We start from the raw sequence: 20853 nt of genomic DNA on the forward strand, positions 1-20853 counted from the left end.
TTTCCGATTCCGCCAAAACCTTACCGGATTACCGGGGTTTTACCTCTCACCGCGACAATTTTCTGCGTGAAGATCCTCTCTTCATGTAGCGATTGTTTGAGGAAGCCCTGGGTCGTTAAGTTACCGCGCACTCGATCTGGGGCTTCCTCTTTTCTTGCCCCTAGCCCATTTTGGCCCCCGTCGTCGGTCCTTAAGGCCAGTTCTATAATGAGTTAGATGAGCGCAAACCCTCTTTCCTCGACTGCCGCGGAGCCAGAAGACGACCGGCAGGCCTCCCAACCCAAGGCAGACGCGTCATCTGGCATCCAATTCGAAGAGGGCGTCTCTCGGAATTTTACCCTGCTTACGATTTACCAAATCGTCCTGCGGTGCGGTTGGATCTTCAAAACCGAGAGCATCATCATTCCAGCTGTACTTGATCTGATTGCCGGATCTGGCTGGGTGCGTGGCTTTCTTCCTATCCTCGGCCGAATTGGCCAAAGCTGCCCGCCGCTGCTCTATGCGGATCGGCTGCGTAGTCTGCCACTGAAGAAATGGTCACTCTTTGGGACCTCGTTGGCGATGTCGGTCGCATTTGCCGGCCTGGCTGCCATGTTTATTCCTGGCGTCGATTCGACGATTGGCCAATCGGCTATGGTCGTTGGCTTCCTCGGCTTCTACTTTCTCTTCTTCTGTGCCACCGGCCTCAATCAACTCGGCTTCGGAACCTCCCAAGGCAAGCTCATTCCGCCCCATCTTCGCGGGCGACTGATGCTGGCCTCGAACGTGATCGGGGCGGTCATTGCCATCTCACTGGCAGCTTGGCTGCTGCCGAAGTGGCTGGAAGGAAACACGATTCAGGTTAACTGGATCTTCGGGTTTGCGGCGTTTGCGTTTGTCCTCAGCGCGTTGAGCGTTATTGGCCTGAGGGAAAACCGCGATCAACATGAGAAGAAGATATTCTCGGCCAAGCATCTGTTTTTGGAGTCATTCCTGGTTGTAAGGAACGACCTGCGTTTTCGCTGGGTGTGTCTGATCGCGGCGGCGTTTGGTTTTTCGTTGATGCTCTTCCCACACTATCAAGCACTGGCTCGCGAACGACTGGATGTCGATCTTTCGCGGATGATCTTCTGGGTCATCATCCAGAATGCCGGCACAGCCATTTTCAGTTTGCTGGGCGGTCCCTTGGCCGACTGGAAAGGGAATCGCCTGGTCCTGCGAACGATGCTCTTCGGCGTGATGATCTTACCGCTGGGCTCGATTGCTTTGGTTCACTCAGGCAACATGGGACTCTACCTGTTTGACTGGCTCTTCCTGTTTGTGGGAGTGACGCCAATCACGTTCCGTGCGTTTACCAACTACACCCTGGAACTCGTCCCCTCAGAATTGCACCCGCGTTACCTGGCCACGCAAAGCTTGTGTATCGCGGTGCCGATGGTGCTTTCGCCGTTTGTGGGCCTACTGATCGACCTGACGAGCTTTGAAATTGTCTTCAGCGGTATCGCTGTCATCTTGTTTATCGGGTGGATCATGACCTGGTTCTTGGTCGAACCACGACACGAACCGGGGCACCATGTGCAATACGGCGAGATGGATGTCGACCCGGACGACGAAGTCTAACTACTCGCGCTTCGGTAGCTCTTCAAAGACATCTTGAAGACCCAACGCGAGAACAGAAGACTCAGCGCTGTGGCAACAAGCATGTAGGCGGACAGAAGCCATTTGTCGGTCGGATCGACGCCCATCGGCTGGGCCAGAATTCGTGCTGGGACGTTCACCACAATCAGAATCGGAATGGCGAACGTGAAAATCATCTTGAGCGTCAGCCCCAGGGTACCGGCGTTGTAGATCTCCATCGGGTAACGCGAGAAGCTCGTGATGTAAAACCAGAAGTCGTACAGCGACGTGTTCCTGCCCAGCCAAATGCTGGATGCAGCCAGGACGATCATAAGACTGTAAAGGATCGCCACACCACACAGCAAAAAGACCAGGTACACCGCCACCATACCCACGGTCAATTCAATGGCATCGCTCGGCCGATGCGTTAATTGGTAAAGACTGATCGACATCAACAAGATGCCGAACAGAAAGTTGGCGGTGGAAGGCCAGTTCACTTTCTCGAAGCTAATCAGGAACTGGGTATCGATTGGCTTGAGCAAAGCGAAGTCGAGTTTCCCGGTACGGATCAACTCGGAAAACTCTTGGATGTTCGGCATGAAGAACATCTGTACCAGGCTATTCACCAACAGTGTCGTCGCCAGGAAGACAAAGAATTCCCACTTGCCCCAACCAGTGTCGTTACCAATCGAGTTGGTATAGCTGAAGATGAGCAAGTAGAAGCCCAGGTTCATGATCACCCAGGACAGGCTCGAGACACATTCGACCCAGAAGTTCGAGCGAAAGCTCAAGTCTCGGACCAGGCTGTTTCGCAGGAACATGAAGAATACGCTGCTGTAGGAAGGTCGGTCGTTCATCGAGATCAACCTCCGTAAGCGCTGTACTGCTTCACGCCGTAATGAAATGCGAGGCGTGATGCGATAATGAAGAAGACAACCCAGCCGACCTGCACGATCAGCCCCCACATCAATTCCGCGCCGGTGATCTTCTCGAGAAACACAGCCGCGGGGAAATACGCCAGGTACATCAGCGGCAACGACTTCACAATCGTCGACCAGGGGCCACCCAGTTCGTTCAGCATATCCAAGGGAAACATGTGCCCGGACAGGAAGAACGTGAACAGCATGTACACAAACAGCAGCGAGCGCACTTCCAGAAACCAGAAACCGATCATGCCGATCGTCGCTTCCATGAAGAAGCCCAGCATGAAGGAAAGAATCAGCGAGAAGAAATACGCACACAGCACCTGAGCCGGCGGCCATCCTTCGAAGTAACCACGGCAAACGAAGAACACAATCGCAAACGGCACGGCAGCCACGATGTAATAGGTCAGTTTGTGGGCCACGCGATTGAGCAGAAAGAAGGAAATCAGATCCAATGGCTGGATCAGGTACTTCTTGATTTCTCCTTCACGGATCTGCAAGGCAATGCCAGAAGCCAGGCCTGGCATGCTGGAAAATGCCCGAGATACGGTCGATAGCAGGTAGTAAGCGACGATGTTGTAGTACGTGTACCCAACGATCTCTTCGCCTGTGCTGTCCCCACCACCTCGGGCGGAGAAAATCGCCGACCATAGAAAGATTTGCGTGACGATCGGCAGGAAACGCATCAGCGTCCCCAGCATGAAATCGCCCCGATAGACGAGCTTCTCGTAGAAGTTGATCTGAAAGATGGCCCACCAGGTGGAGGCCCGTGCGGCGAGTTCCGCCATGTTCCTCTCTCCTGCGGTTAGGTCGACGCTTCGGCCATCTTCTTTTCATTAGCGGACGTGTCGCCGGGATGTGCCAGCGAAAAGACATCCGCAATCACTTCTTCCAGCGGTGGATCCTCGACACCGACATCGGCCAGTTCGTACTGATCGAGGATCGATGCGAGCACTTCGCCGACTTTCGCTCGGTCGACCCGCAGTTTGACCTTGGGGAAGTCTTCCGAGATGACATCGCCAAAGCGGGAAAGATTGCCTGACGCGGCATCTTCGTTGAAGGTGAGCGTGAGGATCTTATAACCGCCGAAGCGATCGATGATGCCGCTGAGCGAGCCGTCGTAGATGATCACCCCATGAGCGATGACTACCACGCGTTGGCACAGCGCGGCGATGTCCTTCATATAGTGGCTGGTCAACAGGACGGTGATCTTGCGTTCCTGCTGATAATGCTTGAGAAACTGCTGAATGTTGTGCTGGGCAACCACGTCGAGCCCGATCGTCGGTTCGTCGAGAAACAACACATCTGGCGAGTGGAGCAGGGCGGCAATCAACTCCATCTTCATGCGTTCGCCCAGAGATAGTGCCCGGACCGGCTGCGAGAGGAGCTCTTTCACCCCCAACAGGTCGACCAATTCGTCCTGGGTTCGCTGGAATTGATCGGCATCAATTCGATAAATTTTTTGATGCAGCCGAAAGCTATCCTGGGCAGGCAGATCCCACCAGAGTTGGTTCTTTTGCCCCATCACAAGGGCAAAACGACGACGATAAGCGTTATCTCGGTGCCAGGGGACGTGCCCCATGACAGTGGCCGTGCCGGAGGTGGGATTGATCACGCCGGAAAGAAGTTTCAGCGTGGTCGTTTTTCCCGCCCCATTGGGGCCGAGAAAGGCGACAAATTCCCCCTGATCGACGGTCAGATCGATCCCTTTGACCGCCTCGACAGTCTTGTACTGCCGATGAAATAGCCCGCGAATCGAAGAAAGCAGGCCCTCTTGCTTCTGGTAGACCTCGTAGGTCTTGGTCAGCTTTTCTAATTGGATGATGGGTGCCATGTGCAGATTATAGACCAGGGGGGTATTTTCGGACAGTTGGTCGGGCCCCCTCGCGTTGTGGCAATATGGGGTATTCGCTATAATCGCCGCGCTTTCGGGCGTGTTTTCCGGTCAGGGAGATCGGAACGTGACCCAGCGAGGATTGATTCGCCTTGGGGAAATAATTACGGATGATACGTATCGGGCTCGGACACGACACCCATCGACTTGCCGACGGGGGTCCACTCATTCTTGGTGGCCTCGAAATTCCGCACGACAAACACCTGGTCGGACACAGCGACGCCGATGCTTTGATGCATGCCATCACTGACGCGTTACTGGGTGCGGCTAATCTTCCTGATATTGGGCAGCTTTTTCCCAATACCGATGAAGAAAACAAGGATCGACCGTCAAGCGAATTTCTACAACTTGCTTACCAAAAAGTCCTCGACGAGGGCTGGACGCTGATCAATCTCGATAGCGTCATCCACACTCAACGTCCCAAGCTGGCAGATCTGAAGTCGCTGATGCAGATTCGCATCGCCGAAATCTTGCACGTCTCGCCAGAGGACATCGGCATCAAAGCCAAGACCGGCGAGAGCGTCGGCAGCATTGGCCGCGAGGAAGCGATCGAAGTCCAATGCGTTTGCCTGCTGCGTAAAGTTTAAACTCCACCCAATCATTAGCCGAACCAACCGCACTCACCGGCGGTCTAAAGGAAGATCATGAGTAATCTCCGGGTCTACAACACGCTGAGCCGTACCAAGGAAGAATTCAAGACCGTCACGCCTGGCAAAGTCGGCATCTACCTTTGCGGTCCAACCGTCTACGCCGAAGCCCACATCGGTCACATGGTCGGACCGGTGATCTTCGACACGGTCAAGCGTTACCTCGAGCACAGCGGCTACGACGTTCGCTTGGTGGTGAATATCACCGATGTCGATGACAAACTGATCAACAAGGCGAACGAGCGCAAGATGACGATGCTCGAAGTCGCCGAAGAGAACATCAAGGACTACCTCGACAATCTCGCAGCCCTCAATGTCACCACGATCGACGACATGCCGCGGGCTACTTCTTCGATGGACGACATCATTCAGTTCATCGCAGACCTGGTCGAAAAAGGCTTCGCCTACGATGTCGACGGCGACGTCTTCTTCGAAGTCAGCAAAGACGCCGAGTATGGCAAGCTGACCAATCGCAGTGTCGATGCGATGCAAGGGGAGGGGGGCGGTGCCGCTGCCAGTAAACGCTCGCCAGGCGACTTCGCGCTATGGAAGAAAGCCAAGCCGGGCGAACCTTCCTGGGATAGCCCTTGGGGCAAAGGTCGCCCCGGTTGGCATATCGAATGCTCGGCGATGAGCAAAGGCATTCTCGGCGAAACCTTCGATATCCATGGTGGCGGTCTCGACCTGACCTTCCCCCACCACGAAAACGAAATTGCCCAAAGCGAATGCTGCCACGGCAAACCGATGGTTACTTACTGGATGCACAACGGACTACTGCGAAGCGACCCCAGCGCCGGCAAGATCGGCGGCAAGGCCGAACGCGAAAAAGGCGCGACCGAAGGCGAAGCTGGCGGCAAGATGAGCCGTAGCGGCGGCGCTGGCGGTTTGCATACGCTGATCGACCGCCAAGGGGGAGAACGTATTCGGTTCTTCCTGTTGCGAACCCATTACCGCAGTACGATCCTGTTCAGCGAGCCGGCGATCGAAGAAGCCGGAACCGGACTCGATACGTTCTACCGTTTGTTCGAGCGTTATGAACGTATCACCGGCAAGAGCTTCTACGACATCGAGGCCGCCAAAACCCGTAAGGAAGGCGAAATCGAAGCTGGCGGTGACGAACTTCTGACGCTGCTCAAAAAGCATCGTGACACCTATCTCGAAAAGATGGACGACGACTTCAACACTGGTGGCGGTGTGAGCGAGTTGTTCGAGATTGTCCGCGGTGTGAACAAGTTCATCGATACGAACAAACTGGAAGAAACCAAGGGCGCCGACACCAGTTCGCTCGATCAGGCGATGGCAACCATTCGCGAATTGTCGGCCATCCTGGGTCTCTTCACTGAGAAGCCGGAAGCCGATTCAAGCGAAGACGCCGGTCTGGTCGATCAACTGATGGGCCTGGTCATCGAGATCCGAGCCAACTCGCGAAAGAAGAAAGACTTCGAAACAAGCGACCTGATCCGCGATCGCCTGACCGAATGCGGCATCACGCTGGAAGACCGCAAAGACGGTACGCTCTGGCGTAAAGGCTAATCCAATCTGATTCACTCTCCCTGACCAAGGGAGAGTGAACAGGTGTGGTGAACTTCACTCGCTTACTCTAGGACCTCCATGCGGAAACGTATCCTCGGCATCGATCCTGGTCTCAATATCACCGGCTATGGTGTCATCGATGTCGGTCCGTCAGGCGTTTCCGTGGTGGAAGCTGGCGTCGTTCGGGGAAAGTCACGCGGCGACGTGCCAGCCCGGGTTCGCGAAATCCATGAGGGCATTACCGACGTCATCACGTCGCTCAAACCAACCGTGATGGCGATGGAAGAGTTGTACTCTCATTACGAACGTCCGAAGACGGCCATCATCATGGGGCATGCCCGGGGCGTGTTATGCCTGGCAGCGGCCCAGCACGATCTGACCTTCCACAGTTACGCGGCTACCCAAATCAAAAAGATCCTGACCGGTAGTGGTCGAGCTCCCAAAAACCAGATGCAGGAATCGATCCGCCGCGAGTTGGGGCTCGCGGAAGTGCCTGAGCCTGCGGACGTCGCGGATGCGCTGGCCGTGGCGCTTTGTCATTACTACCTCAGCAAAATCGCAACGACCATCTAACACCTCCTCTCGAAACGGAATTCACCCTTGATTACAAAAATCACCGGCAAGCTGGTCTCGGTCGAAGTCACCAGCGTCACCATTGCGGCGGATCCCTTCGAATATGAAGTGCTGGTGCCCGAGTTCGTACGCCGCCAGGTTCAGTCGCAGATTGGCCAGAAGGTTTCTTTTCACACGATCAACTACCTCGATGGCGACCCCTCTCGCGGGCGAATGAGCCCTCGCCTGGTAGGTTTTTCGAATCATATTGAACGCGAGTTTTTCGAGCTGTTTTGCTCGGTTGACGGGGTCGGTGTGAAAAAAGCTTTGCGAGCAATGGTCCGTCCGGTCCAAGAAGTCGCCAATCAGATCGAACAACAGGACGCCAAGGGTTTGTCGGCCTTGCCTGGGATCGGTCCGGCCACTGCTGACCGAATTGTGGCGAAGCTGCGTCGTAAGGTCCCGAAGTTCGCTTTGTTGATCTCGGGAGCCGATGGCGAAAGCCCCGACGTTTCGCGCGATGTCGTCACCGAAACCTTCGAGGTTCTCTTGCAACTGGGTCACTCCGAAACCCACGCAAGAAAACTACTCGACACGGCAGTCGCCGAGAAAAAGAGCTACAAGGACGTGGATTCCCTTGTTCAGGCAGTGTACAAAATTGCTCATCAAGAGGGATAACTTACTCGCAACCCACACTCTTCCTCACTACCCCATCTCATCATGCAGGACGTCGCAGATAACGAAGAACAGTTAGTCGTTGCCCAACCGGTGGCGGACGATGAATTGGTCGCTGCCGAGGTGGCTCAGCCGCATGGCGAGCCGTGTGCGGCATGTGGCTGTCCGGTCGAACCGAATGACAAATTCTGCCCGGCATGCGGTACACCTCACGAGGTGAAAGAGGCCGCTAAGAAGAAAGCGGAAGCGAAGCAGTCGATCAAAAGGTATTTCCACTGCGAAACGTGTGGTGCGAATGTTTCGATTGACCCGCAAGAGTTGAGTTACGTCTGTCCGTTTTGCGATTCGACCTATGTGGTCGAGTATTCTCCCGAAGTCTCTGGGCGGCAGTTGCCTGAGTTTGTGATTCCATTTCGTGTGACGCCTGAGATGGCGATGGAAAAGTTCCGCGCTTGGATCAAAGGCAACGACTGGTATCGACCTGGCGACCTGCACATGGCCAAGATCGAAGACAAACTACGTGGGGTGTACCTTCCGTTCTGGAGCTTTTCCATGCTTGCCGAAAGTCGCTGGAGCGCTTCGATCGGCGAGTATTGGTACAAGACGGAATCGTACACCACCATGGAAAACGGCAAGATGGTCACCAAAACCCGTCGCGTCCAGAAGACCGAATGGTGGCCTCTCTCCGGCAGACATCATAAGTACTATAGCGGCTACATGATCTCGGCCAGCAAAGGGCTGACCCAGGCCGATGCAGATCGCATCAAGCCGTTCTCACTTTTGGCCGCCAAGCGATACGAGCCCTATTTCCTCGCGGGCTGGGCAGCTGAAGAGTACCAGATGGAAATCGCTGAGGCTCAGAAAATTTGCTACGAAGAATTCTATCGTCGCGAGCAGACGAATATCCGACAGTTTCTACCTGGCGATACCAGCCGGAGCATGGTCGTTAAAACAGAATTCTCGTACGAAAACTCTGACCTGTACCTATTGCCCATTTACTTGTTGACCTATCGCTATAACGACAAGGTCTATCGGTTTCTGGTTAACGGCCAGACAGGCCTGATCAACGGAGACAAACCGGTCTCGTGGAAACGAATCTGGGGAGCTGTTGGAGGTGGCGTAGGCCTTCTGATCCTGTTCGTGCTTATCATTCTGCTGATCGCGGCAATGATGAAATAATGACTCGCTGCGAAAGCCCAGCCTTATGAGTGATCTCCTAGAGAAATGCACCATTTGCGGTGGACTGATCGACGAGGAAGATCTGTTCTGCGGTAACTGCGGAACCGAAGCACCCCATCGCCGAGATGCCCATACGCCAGATTCGACATTGGCCACGCACAGCTTCAACTGCAGCGGCTGTGGCGCCGCGATGAGCTATTCCGCCGAAGCGGAAGCGTTGCGTTGTCCCTTTTGCGGATCGACTAATCTCGAAAAGGGAAAAGACCACAAAGTCATCGCTCCGACAAAAGTCATCCCATTTCGCGTGACCGAGGAAGAAGCTCGAAAAGAAATGCGCGAAGCCATCGGCCAAGGCTTCTGGCGACCGCCTGATATCTCGGAAAGGGCGGTGATCAAGAATATGGTGCCGGTCTATGTCCCGTACTGGGTCTTCTCAGCCGACGTCGCTACCTTCTGGACGGCCGATACTAGCCAGACACCCATGGGAGCCAGCGGCGATTGGTACCCTATATCCGGCGAACATCGGGCGCGCTACGAAGGCGTGCTGGTCGGGGCTAGTGGTGCGTTAACGCCAAACGAGACGTCTCAACTTTGCCCCTTCGACATGAGCCAAGGTGTTTCACCTAAGGAAGCACACCTCGATCATTACACCGTCGAGCAATTCAATGTTGCTCGCAAGTACGCTCGACCGATGGCCAAGTCAGGGCTTGAGTCGCTTGAACGGCAAGCCGTGGACGCGAAGTTCGTGCCTCCGCGAAGCCGCAACGTACAGGTCAATCTTCGTATCCAAAACATGGCCAGCGATCCGATGCTGCTGCCCGTTTGGATCATGGCCTATCAATATGAAAACGAAGTTTATCGCTTCCTCATCAACGGACAGAATGGACGCTCGACCGGACATGGTCCTGTCTCGTACCATCGCTTGATGATGATCCTGGGAACGGTTCTCGCCGTGGGGCTGGGCATCGCGATTATTGCCGTACTGTGCGGCGGCTTGGGAAGTTTACTCAGTAGGTAGCACGTGACCCGAATCACTGCTCCTCTTCAACAAACTCATAAACCATGCCTTCGAGCACTTGCTCGGCTTCGCATTTATCCATGTGAAGTTGGTCGGAAACGTCGTTCACCATATCTTGGACCACGATTTCAGTCATTGTCAGGGTTCCTTTGCATTTGAAAGTGATGGGAGTGTGAAACTCCTATCCGCAAAGGCAGTGCCAATGGCTCAATTTCCTTTGAAATCGACTGAAGACGATGCTCAACTGGTCATTGGACAGTCAAGCAGCCTTTCCCGGAACCAAGCTGGCATCAATTAAGTGCCGCAATCGAAATGTTCAGCACGGTGGCAAACGAAACCCAAAGCAGGTAGGGCACCATCAAAGATGCCGCAAAGCGATCGTGCCGCCAGAACGCGACGATCGTAATCAGAATCGAAATCCAAAGGACAACGATCTCGAATGCTGCCATGACGGGGTTTTCGAGACCAAAGAAGATTACGGACCAAGTGGTGTTTAACAGCAGCTGAAAGCACCACATCCCCAGCGAGTGAGGGGCATTCGTCCAGCCTGCTTTCTTCCACACAAGCCAGACGGCAAAGGCCATCATCAGGTAGAGCGTCGACCAGACCGGGCCAAAGATCCAATTCGGCGGATTGAACGAGGGTTTATTGAGCTCGGCGTACCAAGTTTCGATCTGCGGCACAGTAAACGAAGATCCAACGCCTGCGGCCGTAAAACAAAGAATGATCCACCCTAGCAGGCCCAAGGCACTCTGCCAGAATGGTGTTGCCTGTTGTTGATTGGTTGCCGATTCCATGGGATCTGGCTCCATTGCCGGAGAATACCGAACTTTTCGACCTCATCCTCTATTTGTTATAGTGGACGGCCATAGTCAACACCTGTTCAGTTGCTATCAGGCATTAGACTCGCAAATTTATCACGGGAAAAGGTTTTTCCAATGGGCAGGGAAGCGATACTCCAAGGCGAAAACAGCCCAAACGAAGAAGATAAGAGCCTCCGCCCGCAATCCATTTCTGAAATGGTTGGCCAACTCGAGGTACGCGAACGGCTGAAAGTGGTCGTCGATGCCGCCGTCAAACGAGATGAACCACTGGGACACATATTGTTCGATGGTCCTCCTGGCCTTGGCAAAACCACCTTCGCGACCTGTATTCCCAAAGACCTCGGCGTCAATTTCCAACTCACGTCTGGGCCGGCGCTGCAAGCTCCCAAAGACTTGGTTCCCTACCTGACCAATGCGGACGAGAAGTCGATTCTCTTCATCGATGAAATCCATCGACTTCCCAAAGCAGTCGAGGAATACCTTTACACGGCGATGGAAGATTTCCGCATCGACATCGTCCTTGGGGAAGGAACCAACGCGCGGACGATTAATCTGCAGGTCAAACCGTTTACCTTGATCGGAGCGACTACCCGTAGCGGGATGCTAACCGCTCCACTGCGCGATCGATTCCCACTGCGAGAACATCTCGACTTCTACACCAACGAAGAACTCGCGGAGATCATTCGCCGAAACTCTCGCAAGTTGGATGTGACGATCGATGACGATGCTTCGCTTGAGATTTCCAAACGAAGTCGCGGGACCCCACGCGTTGCGAATAACCGCTTGCGTTGGATCCGCGATTACGTGACAAGCAAAGCCGACGGACACATTACGCTTCAATTGGCCCAAGACGCCATGGCCATGCAAGAGATCGATTCACTTGGTCTCGACAATCAAGATCGCAAGTACTTGAACACGATCATTCGTGTTTTCGCTGGCGGACCGGCCGGCATCGAGGCAATCGCCCACACGATGAATGCCGCACCGGAAACCTTGGCCGATGAAGTGGAACCGTTCCTGCTACGAACGGAACTTCTCGTTCGTACCCCGCGAGGTCGCATGGTAACGACCAAGTCGGTCGAACACATTCAAAAAGTGATGGCGGCCAAGGGCAAACAACTTCTCGACTAGAAACTAATCCATCGGAGACGCGACTTCAAAGCGAAGTCGTGCTACCGCCGAGCATTCTTCCTCGGGAAAGTCCGCTTCGCGAACGACGAAGACATCGCCTCCATTCTTGAGCGTTTCCACCGCGGCATCGTCTAACAGATCGTGACTGATCTCGCTAGGAACGCCGTCGTCCTGAACGTGTCCGTCACGGTCCAGATGTCCCCAGATGGCGGTATCTTCACGAATGAGCAGGGACTCAACGGCTCCGACCTCGGATGCTCGCAAGATCGTCTCGAGATCGCTGGTCGCGCGGTTCTGTCCGTAAGCATCGTGATAGTTGGATATGGCTCGATCACATTCCTGCTGGAAGTGCGGCAGGACGACCTCCCATGCTTTTTCATGCAGCTTATCGAGCGAGGCGTCATCGAAATTACCGTGCACGCTATCAGGCAACAGGTGACGATAGCTGATCGCTTCTTTGAAAATCGGGTAAAGGTACTCGACCCCGGCGAACACCAACGGATCGTTACGTCCTTCCAGGAAATGCGTCAGGGGATCATCCATTCGATGGAAGAACTGGAGGATATCCTGCTTGTGATCATCGCCGGCCCCCTGGCCGTGATACATCGTGCTGACGTCTCCTCCTTGGGCATAGCTGAAATGCTGGATCGTAGCACCGTAGTCATCAATGTTCAGAGCATCCTTCAAGTTCTCCGGCAGCTCGGCCGGCACACGTTCTTCTAAACCATCGGCACTGCCATCAAACAATCGCACGTGATTCTGACTGACGGCAATCAACACGAAACGACCATCACCGTGTAAGGCCGGCAAGAGCGGACGAAGATAGAATCGCTCGCCTACGTGTACTTGCTCGGTCATGGTGCATCCCATTTGATGCACAGTCATGGAATCGGGGGTGACGAATAATGCTAGGCCTGCGGAAGGATGACGCCATGCATCGTGTTTCTTGTCGTCACGAAATGCTTCGAGATGCTTGAGAATAGCTTCGCGATCTTGCGGCCGGCATACTTCATCGATGCCGAGTAGCGTTGTCGCGTCATTCATTAGATTTCTGTATCGAATTTCGTTCTGCTGAACTTCTCGGCCCCAGCGGAACGTGGGCATATAGATCGAAACACAAACCTCGCTGGGATCATTCAGCAGCGTTTGAATCAGTTGCGGTTCCATGTCAAAGTATCTCCTTATTCCAACTCGAAGCGCCTCGATGGTTCAGAAAACACCATGCTGGTTGCAAAGCTCCCTGCACTGGCAGCTTACAGCGCCTCAAGTCGCGTGTCACTGACTATTTCGAACCATCCTTTACACGGTGCAAAGTCCGCGCCATCGCTATAGAATTGGCGCCTCGTTGCCACGTCTGACTCAAACTCAAATAGCTTTATGCCCACTTGGATAACTGTCACTTTGCTTACGCTGATGGCCGGCATGTCGATGCCTCTGGGAGCCATGTTTGCATGCATCGAACACATCCATCGAGATTGGCTCGAACAGGAATTCCGACACGCAGTGATGGCCTTTGGTGGTGGTGCTTTGTTTTCCGCTGTGGCCTTGGTTTTGGTGCCGGAGGGAATCGAAGAACTCCCTGCTCACTATTCGCTACTTTGGTTTGTCTTGGGAGGGCTCATCTTTTGTGGACTCGACATCCTCCTGGCTCGGTACCATAGTCCCACCACACAGCTGGTAGCGATGCTTTCTGATTTCATCCCGGAAGCAATGGCCTTGGGTGCAGCCTTCAGTGCCGGCGGAAAGTCCGGGCCATTACTAGCCATTTTGATTGCCCTGCAAAATCTTCCGGAAGGATTCAATGCCTATCGCGAAATGAATCAGGGCCCAGGCATCTCTGGCTTCCGAATCGTCCTGGTATTTGGCATTCTGGCACTTCTCGGACCAATCGCAGGACTGGGCGGATTTCTTCTTCTGGCGAAGTATCCGGCGGTCGTTGCTGCGATCAAGCTTGTCGCAGGTGGTGGGATTCTGTTTCTCGTCTTTCAAGACATCGCTCCTCAGGCCAAGCTTGAAAAAGCCTGGGCACCGGCACTAGGTGCCGTGCTGGGTTTTGCCTTGGGCGTGCTGGGTCGCGAACTGCTTCCCTGACTTTCAAGTTTTTCTTCACGCCAGCGTGAACCCTGCAGAAGCAGGCACGTCTATCTATCCAGAACAATCAATCAGCCGCCTGAGTAGGTATCAGGCAACTTCAGGAGAGACCGCATGTCATCCCATCTCAAACAACAGCCGCTGAATAATCCCAACGGGTTCGGTCTCAGGACAGGGCAATCGAAGCCCAAGCCCAGCCGAAGCTGGCAACGCATTTAACGTGTCGACCTCTCTGTCTCTCCGATAGAAGGCTCCTCGTCGAATGCGACGGGGAGCCTTTTTTTTTCATGCGGGATATTCGCTGCTGGTATGCGAAGCTCGATTTTGAATCGAGATGTCGTTGGTTCGATTCCAACTCCCGCAGCCTCGTGCGATCGAGATCGCACGTATGAAATGATTGACTGCCGATTGGAGTACATGATCTTTAATCCGCAGGTCGCAGGTTCAAGTCCTGCCGTCCCTACTTTCACTCATGGGGACGTAGCTCAGCTGGATAGAGCAGCGTAGTTACCTCTGGTCAATCCCTCGTCGATCATTTCGTTTTTGCTATTCAATTCGCACACTCTCGACTGCCGGTTGGGAGTCCATGGTTTAACAAGTTCGATTCTTGACGGCCCGCCTTGTTCATTGTGCGGGCCGAGCTCTCGCCATTACTTCGTCGAGTGTGCTTTTACGTCTTTTTATCCTTCGCCAAGGAGGAACATTCCCATGGCTAACAAGCTGTTGTTCGGTTCTACGAAGTCTCATCGTCCACGGGCAGGTGCACGCAATGCTGCCGGAGGGGCCGCATACGCGATGTCACCCAAGCATGCCCTCGCACAACTGGCGACCACCGGATGCTTGAGCGGTACGTTCTACGCAACCGGCCAGCAGCAACTGGATCAGGTTGTCCAGCTTGTCGACCAGGTCAACGACGACGAGTTCCTGGCGAAGCTGGCCATCTACGCGCGGCAGCGTGGAATGATGAAGGACATGCCGGCCGCACTGCTGGTGATGTTGTCGGTGCGCGATACCGAGCTCACGCATGAGGTATTCGACCGAATTGTCGATAACGGCCGCATGCTGCGCAACGTGTTCCAGATGGTTCGTAGCGGACACTTTGGACGCAACGGTTTGTCCTCCAGTTTGAAGCGGGCCTTCGAGCGTTGGCTAAACGAAGCTTCGACGCTGAAGCTACTGTCCGCTTCGATCGGCAACGATCCTTCGCTGCGCGACGTGCTTCGGATGGCTCGGCCTAAGCCGGCCAACAACGAGCGCCGTGCGTTGTTTGGATGGTTGACCGGAAAGCTGGTGGTGCAGTGGGCTCCGGCTACGCTGCATGACCTGCCGGATGAAGTGCGCAAGTTGAATGCATTCCGCGAGGCGAAGAAGGGGTCCGAGCAGGCCCGAATCGTGCGCGACTTGTCACTGCGGTGGGACCTTTTGGCCGATACGGCCAAGGATGCACATGCATGGAAGGCGATCGCCAAGCAAATGGGTCCGCAGGCACTGCGGATGAACTTGAACACGCTGCTGCGTCAGGGCGTACTGCGTAGCGAATCAGGTAAGCCGGATAACGAGATGGTTAACTTGATCGCGAAGCGTCTATCCGACGAGCGCGAGATCAAGCGTTCGAAGCAGTTCCCATATCAGTACCTGGCGGCCTACAAGCATGCCTCGAATGAAGTTCCCCAGGCAATTAAGTCCGCTCTACACCACGCGGCCGAGATTGCGTGTGGCAACATTCCGCAGCTGCCAGGCCCGGTACTCATCGGTTTGGACGTGTCCGGATCAATGCATTCACCGGTCACCGGATACCGCGGTCGTGGGGCGACTTCCGCGATGCGGTGTGTTGACGTGGCGGCACTGTTCGCCGCGGCGATCCTGCGTCGTAATCCGGATAGCGTGGTCGTTCCGTTCGATACCGTTGCCTACGATGCGAAGTTCGATCCGAACGATTCGATCCTGAGCTTGTCTGATCGGCTGGCACGTTACGGTGGTGGTGGAACCGACTGTAGCGTTCCGCTGCAAGCTGCCAACGGACGTTACGCACGTCGGCACTTTGCTGGCGTGATCCTATTGAGTGATAACGAAAGCTGGATCACCAAGAATCGTCCGTACGGATATGGACGCTACGGCCAGACGGGCGTGATGGAGCAGTGGCAGAAATTCGCAAGCAATCAGATGAAGCTACGTGGTCACAAGATCGCGTCGCCCAAGCTGGTGTGTATCGACTTGCAGCCGTACACCACGACCCAGGCTCCGGAGCGGGCCGACATCCTGAATGTGGGTGGATTCAGCGACGCGGTCTTCCAAGTCGTGGCATCCTTCCTGGAGGATGACGGAAGTCGTTTCGTGGCGAAAATTGACGCCATTAAATTAGCCAAATAGTTGAAAACTATTCGTAGAACGCCTCGGCTTATCGCAGCCCTGGCGTTTTTTTATGCTAGCCGCACGATTCCCCGTCAGATTCGCGTCTCATCGGGCGTAATATGGTTGTGAACGTCCGCCGTTGGACCACAATAGAAGAATCGCGTTTGTCCGAATGATTCCTGGTAATCCTAGAGGGACAACCGATCGAAAGTTCCTGCCAATTTCCTTTTCACCCCCGTAACATCATGAAGCTCTCTCGACGTATCTGGTTGAAGCTGTCCTCCGCATTTGCTTGGAGTGGAACAGCCGCCATTGCTACGGCCCAAGACGCCGCAACCGCCGCGAAAGAAATCGATCCGGCCATGCCGTTTGGTGCTGACCATAAACGACTCGACTCGCTGGCCGTCGGCAACTGGTGGGACAAAAAAGCCAACGGACGCAACGCCCCTCCGTCGATGATTGTTCCCCGCAACGAAGTCGTTGCGTTTGCCGTCTATACCCAAGCCAATGGCGTGCTGAAGCTGAGCGCACAGCTTTTCCCACTCAAACCGGACGAAGCCCGGATTGCTCGCCTGGAAATTAAGAAAGATGGCGAGTGGGTCGAGATCGCCAAGGAAGAGGTACTCTTTCCAGGCTGGAGTGCCCACTTCCGCGTTGAAAATTGGGATGGCTCGATGACGGTGCCTTACCGTGTGCGTCACGGCAAAGAAGCCATGTTCGAGGGCTCGATTCGCAAAGATCCAATCGACAAAGAAACGATCGTCGTTGCCAACATGTCGTGTAACTCGAGCCGCACGACCGGCGAACGACACGAGATTGTCGAGAACTTGCTGCATCAAGATCCTGATCTACTTTTTTTCGCCGGCGATCAAACCTATCGTCACACCGAACACACCGCAGGCTGGATCGAGTTTGGTCTACAGTTCCGCGATGTCATCAAAGACCGTCCGACCATTTGTACGCCGGACGATCACGACGTGGGGCAGCCGAACCTGTGGGGCGAGAATGGCAAGCTCTCGACCTTGCAAGGCAACGCAGACGGCGGTTTCATGTTCCCCGCTGAATACGTCAACATGGTGCAGCGGCAACAATCGTGGCACCTGCCTGACTCGCCAGACCCGGAACCGATCCTCCGCGGCATTACGGTTTACTTCACCAGCATGAAGCTGGGCGGTATCGACTTCGCGATTCTCGAAGATCGCAAGTTCAAGAGTGGCCCAGCCGGCAAGATCCCCAAAATGGGTCCGCGTCCTGACCATATCAACGATCCTTCGTACGATCCGGCGACAATCGATCTGCCAGGCTTGGTTCTTCTCGGCGAACGTCAACTTAAGTTCCTCAAGAACTGGGGCGAAGATTGGGAAGACGTTCAGATGAAGTGCGTCCTTTCGCAAACCGCGTTCTGCGGAGCCGTTCATATGCACGGCAGCGAAACTGGTCGCCTTCTGGCCGACCTCGATTGCAACGGCTGGCCGCAAACCGGCCGCCGCAAGGCACTCGAAGAAATTCGCCGAGCCAAGGCGATTCATCTGTGTGGCGACCAGCACTTGGCAGTCGTGGTGAAACATGGCATCGACCAGTACGGCGACGGCCCTTACGGATTCACCAGTCCCGCGTTGGTGAACACCATCTACGGTCGTTGGTGGCATCCACTGGATGAAAAGCCAGGCCCGAACGCAGTGCCCGATAGCCCGCTACCGTGGACAGGCGACTTTAAGGATGGCCTGGGCAACAAGATCTCGATGATGGCCTATGCCAACCCGCCAAACGTCAAAGACGAAAAGCAACGAGCGGATGGTTACGGCCTGGTGCGTTTCCACAAGAAGACGCAAGAGGTCACCATCGAATGCTGGCCACGTTTCTCCGACGCGAAGAAGGGAGACGACGAGCAATTCCCAGGCTGGCCAATTCAAGTTGCCGTTGCCGATTACGACGGTCGCAAACCGGTTGGCTTCTTGCCGGAACTAAAGTTCGATGCGGAAGCGAACCCCATTGTTCAAGTCGTGAAGAACGATACTGGCGAGATCATTTACACGCAACGTGTCGCCGGAACCTCGTTCCGTCCGCCAGTTTTCGCGGAAGGAACGTATACCGTTCATGTCGGCCAGAAGAAAGCCGGTGAAGTGAGTTTCACTGACCTGGCAATCGCCGATACGGAAGCCGCGATCGACGTGGTCTTCGCCTAACAACAAAAGCAGCAGTAAATTCAGGGCCCGACGATTTGCTTCGCCGGGCCTTTTTTACTTCTTGGCTCGCTTGTTGCGCAACTCACTCTGGCTGGCATCGGCTGCCTTGGTGACTTGCACGTGCTTATCGAGAGCCTTGCGAAGCATCTCGATACGTGCCGGATCGTCGCCGGGTAGCCTGGCAGCCGCGAGATCGTTCTTTTCGAGTGGGTCCTCTACGACGTCATAGATCTTGCCGTTGGCATACACCTTGTACTGTGCGTCACGTACGTGCTGCGAGGCTTTTCCTCGCATACCGTTGCGTTCATACCAGCAATAGATGTATGGCTTATTTCGTTCGTAGTCTTGAAAGACCGGCCCCAAACTTACTCCGTCAACTTCTAGCGTCTTCGGCACCTCAACCCCAGCCACATCGAGGACGGTTGGCAAGACATCACTGAAGTCGACCAAGTCCTCGGCGACTTTGCCTTGCTTGATAGTGCCAGGCCAACTGGCAACGAAACCGACGTGCGTTCCGTTATCGGTTGTCTTACCTTTTCCGCCACGATAGTCTCTTCCGTGAAATGGCGTGACAACTGATTCGTACGTTCCGTTATCACCGGTCCATAAGATCAAGGTATTCTCGCGGAGCTTTAGTTCGTCCAGCTTGTCAACGACCTTGCCAACCATCTTGTCGGTGTACCGGACCATGGCGTCCCAGTACTTCGGCCCTCGGTAGCCGCCTGGTTCGTTCTTGGCGTCCCGCCACATCGTTGGGTCCCAATCGTCATGATCTGGCGTCGGCAAAAAGGGCCAGTGGGGCGCGATCATCGGGTAATAGACCAGGAAGGGTTCGTCTTTGTAAGCTTCCATGAAATCGCAGATGTAATCACTAACGACATCAGGTCCGAACTCGCCGTTCTTGAAGTCGACCTCCTTGCCATCGATCTCCAGGCCTGGGTTGGGGTAGCGACTGGGCCGTCGTGTCAGCTGCCACAAGCAGTAATGATCGAATCCAAATTTGCCGGGCCCCTCGAACCCGCCTTCGAGTTGCCATTTGCCGGCAATGCATGTCTGGTAACCAGCATCCCGCAAGAGATTGGCAAAGGTGACGGCTTTAGGATCGAGCAGTCCGAATCGAATATAGTTCCGATTGTTGTAGATGCCGGTCATGATCTGCACACGCGACGGAGTACAGATCGGCTGCGAGTGAGCATTCTCGAACCGAATCCCTTCCGCGGCCAGACGATCGATATTCGGCGTAGGATAGGCCTTGCTCCCATAACAGCCCAGACACTCGTAACCGATATCGTCCGCCATGATGACAACGATGTTCGGACGAAGAATTGTCTTTGCAAAGACGGAAGAAGAGCAAACCAAAAGAAGGGCAATACCGACGGCAGATCTCAGCATGGCAGATTCTCAGGAGAAGGTGGCGAGGTGAGCTAAGTCACCCATTGTACCTTCTGGGCAATCCGCAAGCGAATTCTCGGAGCGAACTCCGCTTGCCCGCGCGAGAAACGCAAAGACCAGTGTTGAAAGAAGCTGAATCCAGACTCAGTCGATGCGAACGCCGTCGCCCACCATCTTGGCGACTTCCTCTTCGCCTCGATAAACCCATGCTTCCAGATTGCTGCCGTGCTGTGTTTCAATCTGCTCGCCAATTTCGTTGACGCGCGACAAAGCGGCCTCGAAGGTCGCTTCGGTCTTCGCATCGGCTCGAGCAAACCCCTTCGCATTGCGGTCGTCTTCATCGGACTGGGCGGTCCAAGGCTCGAAGATCAGGTTCACCTGGTGATTGGGGGCATCGGCATCGTAGGCATCTCGATCCTCCTTTGTCGCCGTCCGACCGCCAAAATCCGGGACCGGACTACGAAGGGCCGTCCAGGCCATTTGGCCGCCCCGCGAAAAGCGAATCATGATCATGCCGGGCAACCATTCGACGCACCAATAGACGTCGTCGCCATCCAGGATATAGCTATAGCGTGCCAGCATGTGCAAGATGGCGGCCGGGCCTTTCATGTAGTCTTCAGCGGAAAGGGGCTTCAGCGTTTCCGCTGCCCGTCGCAAGTATTCGGCATCGTCCTGATCAACCGGCGCCGTGTACATTGCAGGGGCCTGGCGTTTTTGTTCGACAAGAATGACATACCGCATGACGACTACTCAATAGAAGCATAAAACGAACTGAGAATCACGCATTCTACGAGGCAAAGGGAATCTCCGCGAGAACCCGCACATGCCAAGAGGTTAGCGGCCAGAAATTGCTATCGGAG

19 protein-coding genes and 1 tRNA gene are annotated in these 20853 nt (G+C 54.8%); 12 read left to right on the top strand and 8 right to left on the bottom strand.

Annotated elements, in window-relative coordinates; translation table 11 throughout:
• Positions 1–216 precede the first annotated feature (216 nt).
• Complete coding sequence (locus tag PSR63_RS02555; protein ID WP_274330462.1) at positions 217–1599, top strand: MFS transporter; 1383 nt, start codon at positions 217–219, stop codon at positions 1597–1599.
• Here the strand turns inward: PSR63_RS02555 and PSR63_RS02560 are convergent.
• Genes PSR63_RS02560 through PSR63_RS02570 form a run of 3 tightly spaced genes read right to left on the bottom strand, consistent with a single transcriptional unit; the run spans position 1596 to position 4353 of the window.
• Positions 1596–2453 carry an ABC transporter permease gene (locus PSR63_RS02560; RefSeq protein WP_274330464.1) on the bottom strand — a complete coding sequence of 286 codons (858 nt, stop codon included), beginning with the start codon at positions 2451–2453 and terminating at the stop codon, positions 1596–1598. The two genes, PSR63_RS02555 and PSR63_RS02560, sit on opposite strands and share 4 nt — an antisense overlap.
• A 5-nt stretch (positions 2454–2458) precedes the next feature.
• Positions 2459–3307, bottom strand: coding sequence for an ABC transporter permease (locus PSR63_RS02565; protein ID WP_274330466.1), 849 nt, complete (start codon positions 3305–3307; stop codon positions 2459–2461).
• Between the two features lie 17 nt (positions 3308–3324).
• A complete protein-coding gene (locus PSR63_RS02570) occupies positions 3325–4353 on the bottom strand; it encodes an ABC transporter ATP-binding protein (RefSeq protein WP_274330468.1) in 1029 nt (342 codons plus the stop codon).
• Positions 4354–4523: 170 nt separating this feature from the next.
• Here PSR63_RS02570 and ispF point away from each other — a divergent pair, with 170 nt between their 5' ends.
• The 6 genes from ispF (at position 4524) to PSR63_RS02600 (ending at position 10017) form a co-directional block, all read left to right on the top strand.
• Positions 4524–5000 (top strand): 2-C-methyl-D-erythritol 2,4-cyclodiphosphate synthase, encoded by a 477-nt coding sequence (gene ispF / locus PSR63_RS02575; RefSeq protein ID WP_274330470.1) that lies wholly within the window; start codon positions 4524–4526, stop codon positions 4998–5000.
• 57 nt (positions 5001–5057) lie between these two features.
• On the top strand, positions 5058–6593 hold the full coding sequence (cysS, locus tag PSR63_RS02580) for a cysteine--tRNA ligase (RefSeq protein ID WP_338000662.1): 1536 nt from the start codon (positions 5058–5060) through the stop codon (positions 6591–6593).
• Positions 6594–6671: 78 nt separating this feature from the next.
• Positions 6672–7166, top strand: a complete 495-nt coding sequence (gene ruvC, locus PSR63_RS02585; protein WP_274330471.1) for a crossover junction endodeoxyribonuclease RuvC — start codon at positions 6672–6674, stop codon at positions 7164–7166.
• 27 nt (positions 7167–7193) lie between these two features.
• Entirely contained in the window at positions 7194–7823 is a 630-nt protein-coding gene (ruvA, locus tag PSR63_RS02590) for a Holliday junction branch migration protein RuvA (RefSeq protein WP_274330473.1), read from the top strand.
• Between the two features lie 42 nt (positions 7824–7865).
• Positions 7866–8999 (top strand): zinc ribbon domain-containing protein, encoded by a 1134-nt coding sequence (locus tag PSR63_RS02595; RefSeq protein WP_274330475.1) that lies wholly within the window; start codon positions 7866–7868, stop codon positions 8997–8999.
• A 25-nt stretch (positions 9000–9024) separates the two neighbouring features.
• Complete coding sequence (locus PSR63_RS02600) at positions 9025–10017, top strand: zinc ribbon domain-containing protein (protein ID WP_274330477.1); 993 nt, start codon at positions 9025–9027, stop codon at positions 10015–10017.
• Positions 10018–10030: 13 nt separating this feature from the next.
• Here PSR63_RS02600 and PSR63_RS02605 read toward each other — a convergent pair whose 3' ends face one another.
• On the bottom strand, positions 10031–10153 hold the full coding sequence (locus tag PSR63_RS02605; protein WP_274330478.1) for a hypothetical protein: 123 nt from the start codon (positions 10151–10153) through the stop codon (positions 10031–10033).
• 154 nt (positions 10154–10307) lie between these two features.
• Entirely contained in the window at positions 10308–10814 is a 507-nt protein-coding gene (locus PSR63_RS02610) for a TspO/MBR family protein (protein ID WP_274330479.1), read from the bottom strand.
• 90 nt (positions 10815–10904) lie between these two features.
• On the opposite strand from PSR63_RS02610, the gene ruvB reads away from it, so the two are divergent.
• Positions 10905–11972, top strand: coding sequence for a Holliday junction branch migration DNA helicase RuvB (ruvB, locus tag PSR63_RS02615; RefSeq protein WP_443111078.1), 1068 nt, complete (start codon positions 10905–10907; stop codon positions 11970–11972).
• Positions 11973–11975: 3 nt separating this feature from the next.
• Here ruvB and PSR63_RS02620 read toward each other — a convergent pair whose 3' ends face one another.
• On the bottom strand, positions 11976–13139 hold the full coding sequence (locus tag PSR63_RS02620; RefSeq protein WP_274330483.1) for a baeRF7 domain-containing protein: 1164 nt from the start codon (positions 13137–13139) through the stop codon (positions 11976–11978).
• 210 nt (positions 13140–13349) lie between these two features.
• Here PSR63_RS02620 and PSR63_RS02625 point away from each other — a divergent pair, with 210 nt between their 5' ends.
• The 4 genes from PSR63_RS02625 to PSR63_RS02640 all read left to right on the top strand — a co-directional run bounded on the left by PSR63_RS02625 (position 13350) and on the right by PSR63_RS02640 (position 18601).
• The gene (locus PSR63_RS02625; RefSeq protein WP_274330485.1) at positions 13350–14063 is read left to right on the top strand and encodes a ZIP family metal transporter; all 714 of its coding nucleotides are present in this window, start codon (positions 13350–13352) and stop codon (positions 14061–14063) included.
• Between the two features lie 288 nt (positions 14064–14351).
• Positions 14352–14427, top strand: a tRNA-Gln gene (locus PSR63_RS02630).
• A gap of 344 nt (positions 14428–14771) precedes the next feature.
• Positions 14772–16433, top strand: coding sequence for a TROVE domain-containing protein (locus tag PSR63_RS02635; RefSeq protein ID WP_274330486.1), 1662 nt, complete (start codon positions 14772–14774; stop codon positions 16431–16433).
• Between the two features lie 227 nt (positions 16434–16660).
• On the top strand, positions 16661–18601 hold the full coding sequence (locus PSR63_RS02640; RefSeq protein WP_274330487.1) for a hypothetical protein: 1941 nt from the start codon (positions 16661–16663) through the stop codon (positions 18599–18601).
• A 54-nt stretch (positions 18602–18655) separates the two neighbouring features.
• On the opposite strand, the gene PSR63_RS02645 is transcribed toward PSR63_RS02640, so the two are convergent.
• A complete protein-coding gene (locus tag PSR63_RS02645) occupies positions 18656–19993 on the bottom strand; it encodes a sulfatase-like hydrolase/transferase (RefSeq protein WP_274330489.1) in 1338 nt (445 codons plus the stop codon).
• Between the two features lie 144 nt (positions 19994–20137).
• A complete protein-coding gene (locus PSR63_RS02650) occupies positions 20138–20734 on the bottom strand; it encodes a hypothetical protein (protein WP_274330490.1) in 597 nt (198 codons plus the stop codon).
• Positions 20735–20853: the final 119 nt, after the last annotated feature.

This window comes from Bremerella sp. P1, from assembly GCF_028748185.1.
Taxonomy (GTDB): domain Bacteria; phylum Planctomycetota; class Planctomycetia; order Pirellulales; family Pirellulaceae; genus Bremerella.

What these genes read in the sequence shown, in the direction of transcription:
- PSR63_RS02555 (WP_274330462.1), top strand. Translation starts at nt 217, where the DNA reads ATGAGCGCAAACCCTCTTTCCTCGACTGCCGCGGAGCCAGAAGACGAC.
- PSR63_RS02560 (WP_274330464.1), bottom strand. Translation starts at nt 2,453, where the DNA reads ATGAACGACCGACCTTCCTACAGCAGCGTATTCTTCATGTTCCTGCGA.
- PSR63_RS02565 (WP_274330466.1), bottom strand. Translation starts at nt 3,307, where the DNA reads ATGGCGGAACTCGCCGCACGGGCCTCCACCTGGTGGGCCATCTTTCAG.
- PSR63_RS02570 (WP_274330468.1), bottom strand. Translation starts at nt 4,353, where the DNA reads ATGGCACCCATCATCCAATTAGAAAAGCTGACCAAGACCTACGAGGTC.
- ispF (WP_274330470.1), top strand. Translation starts at nt 4,524, where the DNA reads ATGATACGTATCGGGCTCGGACACGACACCCATCGACTTGCCGACGGG.
- cysS (WP_338000662.1), top strand. Translation starts at nt 5,058, where the DNA reads ATGAGTAATCTCCGGGTCTACAACACGCTGAGCCGTACCAAGGAAGAA.
- ruvC (WP_274330471.1), top strand. Translation starts at nt 6,672, where the DNA reads ATGCGGAAACGTATCCTCGGCATCGATCCTGGTCTCAATATCACCGGC.
- PSR63_RS02595 (WP_274330475.1), top strand. Translation starts at nt 7,866, where the DNA reads ATGCAGGACGTCGCAGATAACGAAGAACAGTTAGTCGTTGCCCAACCG.
- PSR63_RS02600 (WP_274330477.1), top strand. Translation starts at nt 9,025, where the DNA reads ATGAGTGATCTCCTAGAGAAATGCACCATTTGCGGTGGACTGATCGAC.
- PSR63_RS02605 (WP_274330478.1), bottom strand. Translation starts at nt 10,153, where the DNA reads ATGACTGAAATCGTGGTCCAAGATATGGTGAACGACGTTTCCGACCAA.
- PSR63_RS02610 (WP_274330479.1), bottom strand. Translation starts at nt 10,814, where the DNA reads ATGGAATCGGCAACCAATCAACAACAGGCAACACCATTCTGGCAGAGT.
- PSR63_RS02620 (WP_274330483.1), bottom strand. Translation starts at nt 13,139, where the DNA reads ATGGAACCGCAACTGATTCAAACGCTGCTGAATGATCCCAGCGAGGTT.
- PSR63_RS02625 (WP_274330485.1), top strand. Translation starts at nt 13,350, where the DNA reads ATGCCCACTTGGATAACTGTCACTTTGCTTACGCTGATGGCCGGCATG.
- PSR63_RS02635 (WP_274330486.1), top strand. Translation starts at nt 14,772, where the DNA reads ATGGCTAACAAGCTGTTGTTCGGTTCTACGAAGTCTCATCGTCCACGG.
- PSR63_RS02640 (WP_274330487.1), top strand. Translation starts at nt 16,661, where the DNA reads ATGAAGCTCTCTCGACGTATCTGGTTGAAGCTGTCCTCCGCATTTGCT.
- PSR63_RS02645 (WP_274330489.1), bottom strand. Translation starts at nt 19,993, where the DNA reads ATGCTGAGATCTGCCGTCGGTATTGCCCTTCTTTTGGTTTGCTCTTCT.
- PSR63_RS02650 (WP_274330490.1), bottom strand. Translation starts at nt 20,734, where the DNA reads ATGCGGTATGTCATTCTTGTCGAACAAAAACGCCAGGCCCCTGCAATG.